This window comes from Duncaniella sp. (assembly GCF_029056165.1).
Lineage (GTDB): Bacteria > Bacteroidota > Bacteroidia > Bacteroidales > Muribaculaceae > Duncaniella.
In genome coordinates, this window is the sequence record NZ_JAIDBW010000036.1 from 34,639 (window position 1) to 46,854 (window position 12,216).

Annotated in this window: 10 protein-coding genes; 2 read left to right on the forward strand and 8 right to left on the reverse strand. The window is 49.9% G+C overall.

The genetic code is table 11. The annotated features are described in order from the left end of the window. Nucleotides 1-8 precede the first annotated feature (8 nt). The 3 genes from K2G41_RS08285 to K2G41_RS08295 form a co-directional block, all read right to left on the reverse strand. On the reverse strand, nt 9-299 hold the full coding sequence (locus K2G41_RS08285) for a DUF721 domain-containing protein (RefSeq protein ID WP_300117211.1): 291 nt from the start codon (nt 297-299) through the stop codon (nt 9-11). Continuing rightward, the gene (gene recF, locus K2G41_RS08290) at nt 296-1,399 is read right to left on the reverse strand and encodes a DNA replication and repair protein RecF (RefSeq protein WP_300117212.1); all 1,104 of its coding nucleotides are present in this window, start codon (nt 1,397-1,399) and stop codon (nt 296-298) included. The genes K2G41_RS08285 and recF overlap by 4 nt, the downstream gene beginning before the upstream one ends. Nucleotides 1,400-1,629: 230 nt before the next feature. Beyond that, nucleotides 1,630-2,694, reverse strand: coding sequence for an acyltransferase (locus K2G41_RS08295; RefSeq protein WP_300117214.1), 1,065 nt, complete (start codon nt 2,692-2,694; stop codon nt 1,630-1,632). Between the two features lie 210 nt (nt 2,695-2,904). Between K2G41_RS08295 and K2G41_RS08300 the strand changes: the two genes are divergently transcribed. Further along, on the forward strand, nt 2,905-4,056 hold the full coding sequence (locus K2G41_RS08300; protein ID WP_300117355.1) for an ATP-binding protein: 1,152 nt from the start codon (nt 2,905-2,907) through the stop codon (nt 4,054-4,056). 111 nt (nt 4,057-4,167) lie between these two features. Here the strand turns inward: K2G41_RS08300 and K2G41_RS08305 are convergent, their stop codons facing one another. The 5 genes from K2G41_RS08305 to K2G41_RS08325 all read right to left on the reverse strand — a co-directional run bounded on the left by K2G41_RS08305 (nt 4,168) and on the right by K2G41_RS08325 (nt 11,532). After that, nucleotides 4,168-5,559 (reverse strand): alkaline phosphatase, encoded by a 1,392-nt coding sequence (locus K2G41_RS08305; protein WP_300117215.1) that lies wholly within the window; start codon nt 5,557-5,559, stop codon nt 4,168-4,170. Nucleotides 5,560-5,618: 59 nt separating this feature from the next. Beyond that, nucleotides 5,619-7,139, reverse strand: a complete 1,521-nt coding sequence (locus K2G41_RS08310; RefSeq protein ID WP_300117216.1) for a GH3 auxin-responsive promoter family protein — start codon at nt 7,137-7,139, stop codon at nt 5,619-5,621. A gap of 108 nt (nt 7,140-7,247) precedes the next feature. After that, nucleotides 7,248-7,949 carry a DUF4919 domain-containing protein gene (locus K2G41_RS08315; protein WP_300117217.1) on the reverse strand — a complete coding sequence of 234 codons (702 nt, stop codon included), beginning with the start codon at nt 7,947-7,949 and terminating at the stop codon, nt 7,248-7,250. A 6-nt stretch (nt 7,950-7,955) separates the two neighbouring features. Then, a complete protein-coding gene (locus K2G41_RS08320) occupies nt 7,956-8,495 on the reverse strand; it encodes a hypothetical protein (protein WP_300117219.1) in 540 nt (179 codons plus the stop codon). A gap of 82 nt (nt 8,496-8,577) precedes the next feature. After that, nucleotides 8,578-11,532 carry a DUF4982 domain-containing protein gene (locus tag K2G41_RS08325; RefSeq protein ID WP_300117221.1) on the reverse strand — a complete coding sequence of 985 codons (2,955 nt, stop codon included), beginning with the start codon at nt 11,530-11,532 and terminating at the stop codon, nt 8,578-8,580. A gap of 96 nt (nt 11,533-11,628) precedes the next feature. Here K2G41_RS08325 and K2G41_RS08330 point away from each other — a divergent pair, with 96 nt between their 5' ends. After that, a complete protein-coding gene (locus K2G41_RS08330; protein WP_300117223.1) occupies nt 11,629-12,150 on the forward strand; it encodes a GNAT family N-acetyltransferase in 522 nt (173 codons plus the stop codon). The last annotated feature ends 66 nt before the right edge of the window (nt 12,151-12,216 follow it).

Sequence of the window (12,216 nt, forward strand, 5' to 3'; positions counted from 1 at the left end):
TCGACAGGTCAGTGAAACTGCACGTCGTTGATGACCTCGACGCCCACCACACGGTTTATGGCTGCTATGAGTCGGTCACGGTTGAATGAAAGTTCGTTTTTGAGGGGTGCGGATGTCATATAGACATGGAGCACACCGTGATCCACGTAGCGGCGCGTGGTGTAGCGGTTTATTGCCGGGCCTACCACATCGATCCATGCCGCTGAGGCCCGCTGCTCGTTGAGCGAGTCTGTCAGTCCGGCGCGTGCCATCGCTTCGTCGATGATTCCGGCTATATGTTTGGGATATGTGCGCTTCATGATTCAGTGGGGGTGAAAATACCGTTATCGACCTGCCACATGCGGTAATCGCCCCCGGTGCGCTCCATGATCTCGTCGAGATGCTTGCGGTTGGTGTCGGTTATGAATATCTGACCGAAAGCGTCGGAGGTGACCAGTTCCATGATGCGCTCCACGCGTGTTGAGTCGAGCTTGTCGAAGATATCGTCGAGCAGTAGCAGCGGACGTATTCCCGTAGCCGTGTGGAGGAAATCATACTGCGCGAGGCGCAGGGCTATCGTGAAGGTCTTGCACTGACCCTGCGAACCGGTACGCCTCATCGGCATTCCGTCGAGCTCCATCCCGATGTCGTCGCGGTGGGGACCCACGGACGTATGCTTGACAATCTCGTCGTGGCGGCGCGCCTCGTCGAGGAGCATCTGCATGGTCGTTCCTTCGCGGTTCAGACCGCTCTGGTAAGTTAGGGTGACGTTTTCGTCGCTCCCGGCTATTGCCTTGTAGTAGCGGTCGAAGATCTCAGTCAGCTCACTGATTTTGTCCGCGCGGACCGAGTGTATGTATGAGGCCGACATATCCATGACTATCTCGACAGCGGCATAGAGGTTGGCATCCACCGCTCCCTCGCGCAGCAGACGGTTGCGCTGTTCGAGCGCGCGGGTGTAGCGTATGAGATGGTCGAGATACACGGGATCGCTCTGCGAGATCACCACATCCATCCAGTGACGGCGTTCCTCACCGCTCTCGCGGATGAGGTCGATGTCCTGCGGGGCTACCATGACGAGCGGAAAACTACCTATGTGGGAACTGAGACGGTCATACTCCTTACCGCCGCGTTTGAGGGTCTTGCGGCGTGTGGCCGACAGTCCCAGCATCAGCTCTTCGTCAACACCTTTGCGGACATAGCGGCCGCGGGCTATGGCAAACTCCTCGCCACGGCGAATGAGCATCTTGTCTGGCATACGTGAGAAACTCTTGCAGAAACTCAGGAAGTATATGGCGTCGAGCATATTGCTTTTGCCCATGCCGTTGTTTCCGAGAAAACAGTTCACCTTTCCCGAAAACTCCAGCCGAGCCTCCGGGATGTTTTTGAAATTGGTAAGTGATAGTTCCTCCAGCCTCATAATGCCACAAAAATACTCAATTTTCACGTGATGGCAAAATTAAAAGCGGGAAGATGGGATAATTGTTGATTGTAAAGACCTTATATATACGTTGTTATGTGAAACCTTGCAAATCTAAAGTCACACTTTAGATTTGCAAGGTTTTTGTGTTTGTATGGTTTAAATATTTGATAAATAGTGATTTGAGCTACATCAATTACTCATTGGCTGAACCTGAAGCCTTGATGTACTTAAATTCTTATCCTGAACCACCCCAGTATGGTTCTGAATACGAAAGCTACTGCAAAACACAATGGAATACCGATAATACATACCAATATAAACCGTAGCAGTGGAGATACAGGCAATAGTTCCGCCACAAACACGCATCCTACTACTGCAAAAGGATGTATGATATAGAAGGAATAGCTGTTTTTTGATAGAGATTGAATGACGGGAAAGGAGCGATTCAAATATGACTTACCGAAAGCTAAGAGAAAATAACATATTCCGACACACATCATTGACTCCCAGACTGCATAATATAAGGCATACAGATTCCATTTGCCTGCTAAGAGATCTTGAAAATCAGGTGATGTAGCTCCGAAATATATCAAGGACGGTATAAGTAGAAAAACCACTATTGCAATCCATAGAGAAGCCTTGTGCATATCCAATCTGTCCAGTAACTTTTTGCGGTAAGCCACGATACCCATAAAATACATTGCAGTGTATAATGTAAAGTAACCGAGTTGCAGTCCGAATGCCTCACTACCAATAGGCATCCATAATCGTATTACGAAAGCTATTACTCCCGTCAATAATATGAACAATAGTGTAAATATCCATTCTTTCTGTGTAGTTCTGATTAATATTTGACGTTTGCGTAAGGAGCGATACACTACATAGGCAGACTCAAAAATCAATAGCGTGAACACAAACCACATTGGTCCTAATCCGGGCTTACCCCACACTCCACGTATCCAGAATACAAGTAGAGGATGTAATATGAAATAGAATAGAGCCAGAGGAATGCCCAAACGTATTAATCTGTCTTTGATGAATCCCCTCATTCCTTTTCTATCAAATGATGCCGGCAAAAGATAAGCTGAGATAAAGAAAAACAGGCTCATGAAATAAGACTGGTCAATACCCATATTGACAGAAAGAAGGCCCTTGATCAGTCCGGTTACTGTTTCGGTTATATAATACCATCCTCCCGACGCACCGAAAGAAATTGCAGAGTGATGATAGAATACAAGTATTGTTAGATATACCCTTATAAAATCAAAATAATAAATGCGTTTCGTATCCATGAATTCTTCGTATTTCTATGATGGACGCTTCTACGTCAGCGAGTTTAATTATATTCATCATTCTTTATGGTAAAGTTAGAATACAAATATAGCATATTTTTTTGGTTTAATTATATTCCTTGTAATATTAATAGCTGTAATATTTTGATTTTCAATGAATAATTCATATTTTTGCAAATCTAAAGTGACACTTTATAATTGCAAGAAATGATAATACACCGCCAATTATCGTCTAAAATACAACAACTTAGCACAAAATTTCCGATTGTAACCGTGACGGGTCCACGCCAATCGGGAAAATCGACTTTGCTTCGTTCGCAGTTTCCCGACTATCGTTATGTCTCACTTGAGAATCCCGATATGAGGTCATTTGCATCCGAAGATCCAAACGGATTCCTTAAGACCTACGATAATCATGTGATCATTGATGAGGCGGAGAGAGTACCGGACCTATTTTCCTATTTACAGACACATGTTGATGAGGTTAATGATACAGGGATGTATCTGCTCGCAGGATCAAGTAATTTTCATCTCATGTCGTCCATTGATCAGTCATTGGCAGGTCGGACGGGGGTCGTGAAACTTCTGCCTTTTTCCCGCGCGGAGTTGCACGATGCTGACAGACTGCCTGAAACTATTAATTCACAGATTTTTACCGGTTTTTATCCAAGAATTTTTGATAAGGATATAGCACCGACGGACTATTATCCGGCCTACATAACCACATACGTCGAGCGCGATGTGAGAGCTATCCTCAACATAAGCGATCTGAACCGCTTCACACGATTCATCAGACTGTGTGCGGGCAGGATCGGCCAGATGCTCAACATGTCATCGCTTGCGACGGAGGCTGGGGTGACGATACCGACTATTGATTCATGGCTTTCAGTCTTGGAGGCAAGCTACATACTCTATCGTCTTGAACCTAATTATAATAACTATAATAAACGCATTGTAAAAACCCCAAAGCTTTATTTCTATGATACGGGATTGGCTTGCAGTCTATTAGGTATAAATTCCGTAGATCAGCTCGACACACATTTTTTACGTGGAGGCTTGTTTGAAAATATGGTTGTGAATCAGTTCATAAAGGATTCACTTAACCGTGGTATGCGTCCCGACCTTACTTTTTGGCGTGACAGTACGGGCTTGGAAGTAGATCTGATCAGAACGGATGGAACGGAGATGTATGCTTATGAGATAAAGAGTGGAAGCACATATAATCCGGATTATTTTAAAGGTCTGAAAAAATGGGCTAAGCTTTCCGATATTTCCCCGGAGCATCTTGCTGTAATCTTTGCGGGCGATACCGAATTCGAAACTTCAGATGGCCGTGTTCTCCCCTTTCCTAAGACATTTTGAAAATAAGTGAAATGACGATATCAAAATAAATCCGGTTGTAGAGCCTGCGCTTGTGCTAGCCCTACAACCGGATTTATTAATTCAGTGAGGAATTGTCCTGTCAGTGATATTTCACTTCCCGTTGACGATCTCCATGATGATCTTGGGGAGGTCGGTATTGTCGTTGAAAGAGGCGAATTTCTCTGCGCCGACACCGACGGCATATACAGGAACGAGACCACCGCTGTGACCGTTGGTGGTCCAGCCGAGACCGGTAAAGCTGTCAAGCACATGGAACACTTCAAGAGTGAACTGGTCGAAATCCTTGTAGAGAGTCTTCTGATCAGCACCGTTGCGGTTGACGATGCAGCGTTCGAAAAGTTCTTTCAGCTTTGCAGTCTGTTCGGGATTGACGGGAACGTTTGTCCAGAAACCGAGTTTGTCTTTGAGGAAATCCACCATGTCGTCCCAACGGTAAACGTTACGCGAACGGGCGAGTCCACGGCAATAGTCGGAAAATTCATCCTTTGAAATCTTCTGATAATCATAGTAGTTGAGGTGGAGATCATAGCCCACGGCATTGTTTCCGAGACCCATGCCTCCTGTCTCGTGGTCGGCAGTCACGACGATAAGGGTTTCATCGGGGTGCGCGAGATAGAAATCGTAGGCAAGCTTGAGTGCCTCGTTGAAATTGAGGACTTCCTTGATGATCGTACCACCGTCATTGGCATGGCCGGCATGGTCGATGTTGCCACCCTCAACCATCATGAAAAAGCGGTCGCGGCCATTGCGCTCAAGATGCTTAATACAGGCTTCGGTCATGGCCGGGAGCGTGAGCGCGCCGGGGATGGAGTCGATGGTGTAGCCGATGTTGGATGTGCGGTCCTCGAAAGGCGAGAGCATGAGCACTCGGCGTGATGTGATGGTGTCGAACCCTTCAGTGCCGCGGATCACGCGCACGTCATTCTCGGCGAAGATGTTCATGAGGTCAGTGGGCTCACCGGTCTTTTTATTCTTGATTCCGCGGAGATTAGAGCCTCCGATGAAGTCATAGCCGCAAGATGCGGCATCCTTGCCGATCTCGTAGTACATCGAGCGTGAGGGAACATGGGTATAGAACGCACCGGGGGTGGCATCGTCGGGATACACGGAGGTAACGAGACCCACGCCGTAGCCGTCGTCAAACAGAGTCTTGGCTATTGACGTGACGGCAGCACTGTCGGGAGTAACACCGAGCATACCGTTACGGGTCTTGTTGCCGGTCGCGAGTGCTGTTCCGGCTGCTGCGGAGTCGGTCACGGGTGACGATGCTGAATATGTGGTCGAGACTGCTGAAACAGGAAACTGCATCATGAGCAGATGGTCGTTCTTGCCGAGAACAGTGCGGTAATAGGCTTCTGCACCCATCACCTGCCCCATACCCATACCGTCGCCGATATAGTAGAAGATGTACTTGGGAGAAGCTGCAAACAGAGAGCCTGCGGCCATGACAGCCGCGATTGCTGAAAGAAATCTGTGTTTCATCGGGGTTGGATTGATTTATGTTAATATGTTGATTTATCAGCTGAAGTTGAGGTGAGGAATCAATGCCCGGTGGAGTTGAATTTCAATATTTCATCCATCGGGTGGCGTGAGTTTGAGAGACGGGGGACTTTGCGCTGTCCGCCAAGCTTGCCGGTGGATGCAAGCCATGCGTCGAACACTCCTTTGCGTCCCTTGATCACTGTGAGCGGATCGAGGAAGATACCGTGGCTGCGCTTGGCCTCATAGTCGCTGTTTTCCTGCTGGAGAGCGAGGTCGAGACGACGGGCGAACTCGTCGAGCGACTCCGGCTCGCGGTTGAACTCTATGAGCCATTCATGGCGACCGCGGGAGTGGTCGGAAGCATAGACCGGCGCGGCTGTATAGTTGGCTATCTCGCAGTCAAGTTTATGGCAGACCTTTGTCAGGGCCGCTTCGGCATTCTGCACCATGAGTTCCTCGCCGAATGCGTTGATGTAGCTTTTGGTGCGTCCTGAGATGGTGATCTTCAGCGGATCTACCGACTCGATGCGGACAGTATCGCCTATCGGGTATCGCCAGAGACCGTTGCACGAGGTGATCACCAAGGCATAGACCTCGCCCTCCTCCACTTCCCATGCAGGGATGATCTCAGGATGCTCGCTGGCAGCCTCATCGGCGCGTATGAATTCGAAGAATGTCCCGGCATCGAGCAGCAGAAGCAGAGAGGGATCATCAATGGCATTCTGGAGGGCAAAGAAGCCTTCGGAAGCATTGTAGCATTCGAGATACCTCATGCGCGGAGATGTAATGTGGGCGTACTGATCCCTGTAAGGTGCCATTGAGATACCGCCGTGGAAAAATACTTCGAGATTGGGCCATACGTCGTGGATCGTGGCAGCCCCTTTTTTTGCGATGATCTGTTTGAGCACGGTCAGGAACCACGAGGGAACGCCGGAGATGTTGGTGACGTTACAATCGGCAGCTGCATCCACGAGCGCGGGGAGCTTGACAGCCCAGTCCTCAAGGAGTGCAACCTGCTTGGAGGGCACGCGAAACAGGTTGGCCACAGGATTGATCCTGTCGATGAGATTGGCCGAGAGGTCGCCCACTTTTACTCCCGGAGGGAGCTTGAGCTCGTTGGCGAAACTGCCTCCGAGTATGAAACTCTTGCCTGAAAAGAGACGGCTGTCGGGGTAAAGGCTGAGATAGTGGGCCACTACGTCAGCTCCGCCGCGGTAGTGACTGCGCCTGAACGATTCGGGGGTTACGGGGATGTATTTGCTCTTACCGTCCGACGTACCTGATGACTGTGCGAAATTACGCGTCACTCCGGGCCATAATATGTCCTTTTCACCAGCTATCATCCTCATGACCCACGGACGCAGTTCGGAATAGGGTACTGTCGATGGGAGCGCACGGCGGTAGTCGTCGTAGGACCTCACGGCATCCAGTCCGCGTTCAGCACCCCACCGCGTCGAGCGGAGAGCTTTCAGCAGACGGTCAAGTTCGTTGAGCTGGGTTTCCCTTGTATGACCTGTCCATGAGCGCGAGGTTTTAACCCGGTTACTGAACAGTGAACGTGCGTATGGGGTGAAGTCCATGAGGATCTGTAATTGTGTGAAAGGGAGAGGGCTGTTGTGGATGATGATTATATTACCGGTGAGGAGAAGTCTGTAGATCTTTTAGCTGAATATTGTGCGGCTGGAGTGTTAAAGCTCGTCGGGATGCTTGCGGTAATATTCCTGAAGGAGAGGCCCGATATTGAAATAGTAGCCTCCACGGTTTTTGCCTTCGGCATCCTTGACGGTAATATATTCGTAGGAAGGATCATAGAACACATGATCATCTACGGTATAGTCCATCATATTCAGCAACACGTATTCATGCTGAGGTTCGATGACATACCATGCATTCTCCTCATCCTCGCCTGTTCCGGTCGAGACGATGGCCATGAGGAGATAGTTGAGCTTGTATTGCCAGATGTTCGCGAGGTTAGCCTTACCTTTTTCGCGCAAAGCGTTGATCAGCAGCACCATCTCGCCGAGATTGAAAGGATTGTCGGCGAGAGCCTTTTCGGCGTATGCTATCACCGAGTCACATTCCTGACGCGTGAGTTTGGTGGAACGGTTGAGGACGTTGTACTGGATGGCGCGCTGCGATGAGCGGTAGGGATTGTAGTCCTCCTGAAACATGTAGCCGAGATAGAGATGACGGTATTTGTCAATCTTCATCAGGGTGTCGTTTCGCTGGAACTCCTGCATCAGGCGGGGATAATAGTAGGGTGATTTACTGTCGAGTGTCTCAGCCTTGATTTTCTCAAGGTCAGGTTTCTCGCGTTTGAGTTTATTGATCTGAGCGGAGGCGGAAAGCCCTATGACTATGGTGAGCAGAAAAGTTATGATGGAGCGCATGGGTTCTTAGGGATTGATGAGAGGTGAAGCGGACATTTCGGAGAGAATGGCTGTCAGCCAAAGTATGGCGGTGCCTACGATACATGAGGAGATAACAGCCGGAAGTCCCTTGGCACAAAGATAGTTTAAAAATTTGGAAGATGGAAATTCCATCACACTTCCTGCGGGGGTACGGCTGTAAGCGATTCCGCCGAGTATGGCACCTGCCACCGCCCCGACGATCATCCATTCGTGTGAGATGGCGAGCCCTACGAATGTGCCGGCGAGTGTGGCACCGGCTATGTAGCCCACGCCACGGGTCGATTTGGCGATATTTTTCGGTAAGAGACATTGGATCACAATTACGATACCTGCTGCCACACCCCAAAAAATCAGTGAATTACAGGGAAGTTCATGGATACTCATACCTATTCCGAAAAGTCCGGCGTATGACACAGCGACGGCATACCTGTTGGAGAGAAACGTAAGGATCATCCCGGCGGCAAGCAGCAGCAGGCTGATGGCGAGGACGGCGAAGATTATGGTGATGACGGCTGTCGTGATCATAGGAAGCGGAGTTAGGATAGTTGAAAAATACGTGAAGGATACCGGAAGACCTTTCGGTGATTTTCAGTAACCTTTTATATTTTTAACGTTGATTGGCTTCCGATTGTTGTCTGCACAGGAAATCAGCTTCGACTATGCGCAGACGGCCACCCTTTTTGTCGCCTTTGTCAAGAGAGTTGGCTGCCTCGGCTGCAAGTTCGGTTATCTGCCCGAACGCATCATTTTCCGTAGCAGCTCCTTTCAGACGTATGGTCATGCGTTCGGTTAGCGTCGGCCTGACTGGAATATGAACGTAACCGAGCGAACGTTCGGTGTCGCCTGACCATACTATTTCATTTCCGGCAAGTATTTCGATCGGATAGCTTTGCCGACGCCAGCCGGTTAGCTTGAGTGAGACTTCACTGATAGTTTCCGGACGGTCAAACACATAGGTGATCCATGCGTTGCGGAGCGGTCCTTCATTGTGCCACTCGGAGGTCTCATTGTCATCGACGCTTCTCGCAGCATCAGCCTGATTGCTCCCGGCTATTATTTCTTTCACGTTTACAGCCCGTTTCAATTGCGTGAATGAAGGATCAGCCGGGGTCTCCCCTCTTTCGAGATTAGACGGTAGGATAGCTTCGGGGCGGAACGCCGTCAGTCCATTCTCTATCCTTACCGGATCAATTTTCCATTCGATTGTGGCCGAGGGTAAGCCGTCAGCTTCTGCGAGGAGTCTCACTGTTCCGCTCTCGGTACGGCTGCGCACTATAGCGCGGTTCACTCCGCACTCCACGGGTAGCGTGGTCGAAAGTATGCGGTTGCTCTCCCCTTTGGCAATTCCTCCGCGCCATTCCGCAGGACCGTCGAGTGTGAATCTCACTTCGCGGTCATCAAGCGGACAACGGTTGCCGTCGGCATCTGTTACTTCGAATTGTATGAGTGCCATGTCCGCGCCATCGGCTTTCATTCCACCGGGGGCGGTCATGAGGGTCAGACGTAGTGAGGCAGGTTCTCCGGCAGTGGTCAGGGTGTCGGAGGAGAGTACTTTGCCTTCGCTGTCAAGAGAGATGGCTGTAAGTTTGCCGGGACGGTAAGGGATGGAATCGAATGTGTGGAGGAAATGATAATCAATCTTTTCGTTTCCGATAGGCTCACCGTTGAGCCGGAGTTCCACGCGTGGTGCGTCCGAAACCACATAGACAGGTTTGACAGTCCCTTCGGGATAATTCCAGTGGCCGATGATATGAGTGCGGGACGTTTCGGGAGTGACCCAGCCGTCCCACATTACCTGATGGGCGTAGTATGAATCCTTGGGGATGCGCATGGCATCCGTGACACCGCTCGTGCGGTAGTCCGACTCGCCGCGACAGTGTGAGTTGGTGTCGGAGAAAATGATCTTTACACCGCCGGAGCTGACGCGACGGCCTGTTCCGGGCCGGACGAGCCAGTAGTCATACCAGCGACGGATGTGTTCGATGGCGAGCTGATCGGCATTGAGGTTGTAGGCCGATGCATCGGCGTTGCGATAGAGCGGGCCGTCACCGTTTTTGTGATACGGATAGGACTGCTCGTCCCAGTAGCGGCGCAGACCTTCGTCACGGCAATATTCCATGGCCCATACAGGTTTCGATCCGCTTTTGTTAATGTAGAGCATCTCTCCTCCATATTCTGCCGTGGGGCTGTCGAGCATCTCGCGGCTTCCGATGGCACGGCCGCCGTGAGGGTCGTAGAGGTCGCGCAGAGCCATCATTTCTTTTATATGAGGTTCGCTGATACCTTTGTTCCCACTTTCGTAGAAGATCACGCTGGGATTGTTGCGGTTATAGACGATGGCATCGCGCATGAGGCTGACACGTTGCTCCCACTGCCGCCCTTCGGCATCCTTCTCCGCATCGCCCGCCGGGAGAGCCTGAAGAAGACCGACGCGGTCACACGACTCCACATCCTGTTTCCAAGGAGCTACGTGCATCCAGCGCACAAGGTTACCGCCCGAACGGACTAACTCCCTATTGGAATAGTCACTGATCCAAGGAGCTACGCTCATCCCCACACCGGGCCATTCGTTGCTTGTGCGCTGGGCGTAACCGTGGATCATCATTACGCGGCCGTTGAGTTTGAACATACCGTCGGCAAACTCCGTCGAGCGGAAGCCGGTTCGGGTTGTCACCTCATCGATGCATTTTCCATCGGCTACAAGACGTGTGGTGACATCATAGAGATAGCCGTAGCCCCAGCTCCAGAAATGGAGATTGCCGACTGGGCTGCTTGCCTTTAGGACCGACAGTTCCCCTGCCCCGACGGTCTGCGGTGACGAATGGAAAGATGCTATTTTTTTGCCGTCAGGATCGTTGATTTCTACTTCAAGCATGATTTCCTGCGGTCTGTCGGTCTCGTTTTTAACCTCCGACTCCACGCAGATGTCGGCACTGCGGCTTGCGATGGAGATATTCTGCGGATAGATATATACGCCTGTCGTTGCCAACGATGAATAGAGCGGTAAAGTCTGATAGACAGGGCCAGTGACGTGGAGACGGACGTTCTTTGGCAGACCGCCGTAATTGGCGTTGAAATTCCGGTTATTCCACTGGAATGTGCTTCCGGCAGGGTTTTCCCTCTCCCTGTAGTCCCAGTCATTGTCGGTGAGAACTTCAAGACGGTTTTCGCCGGATGGATTCAGGTAGGGAGTGAGATCGAAGCCGAACGCCATGACGCCGTTCTCATGCCGTCCGAGGCGGTGACCGTTGATCCATACCTCTGCTCCTTGACGTGCACCTTCGAATTCGATGAAAACCTTGCTGGCCTTTGCCGAAGCGGGCAGAGTGAACTTCTTCGTATAGCGCACCGTATCGGTCGGGAGACTGTCGATCAACACCTTATAGGCATAATCCTCGTTGAAAGCACGTGGAAGTGTCACATTCGCATGGCTCTTACCTTCGAAAATGTAGTCCCATCCGGGATTGAAATTCCACACCTGCCTTCCGGTGGCATCAATGCGGTTAATTCCTCCTAAAAACATGGAGGATAGGACTATAATCAGACTGGCAAAACGTTTCATGATACGATTTTTAGGACTATTAGTTTACAAATGTAGGAAAAATCCGAGTAAAAGACTAAATTTGTCCATTATCTTAATTTCAAAATGACAAATAAAATGATTCGTAAAGCTATTGAACACGATCTTGCAAGAGTAACTGAAATTTATGGTAAGATTCACGCTGAGGAACGCGAGGGTCGTTACACTATAGGCTGGAATCCCAACATATATCCGGTTTACACTACTGCTGCCGATGCCCTGAATCGCGGAGATCTTTTCATATACGAGTCCGAGGGAGGTGAGATTCTCGCTTCGGCTATTATAAACAAAGAACAACTTGACAGTTATGGTGTGGCCAAATGGACTTCCGGAGTTAAGGATGATGAGGTGATGGTGCTCCATACCCTGACGGTAGATCCTTCTGCCGGCGGACAGGGAATCGGACGCGCGTTTGTGAAATTTTATGAGGATTATGCCCGTGAGAACGGTTGCCATTCGCTCAGGCTTGATACACAAAGTATCAACACCGTTGCCCGTCGTTTTTACCCTAAACTTGGCTATAAGGAGGTTGCTGTCGTCCCCACCACTTTCCATGGCATCAGGAATATCGACCTCGTATTGTTTGAAAAAATTATATAAGTAAGATTTATCTTATCAAATTCTAAATGAGAGCGGTGTGTATAAGCTTGATATTCAAGAATCATT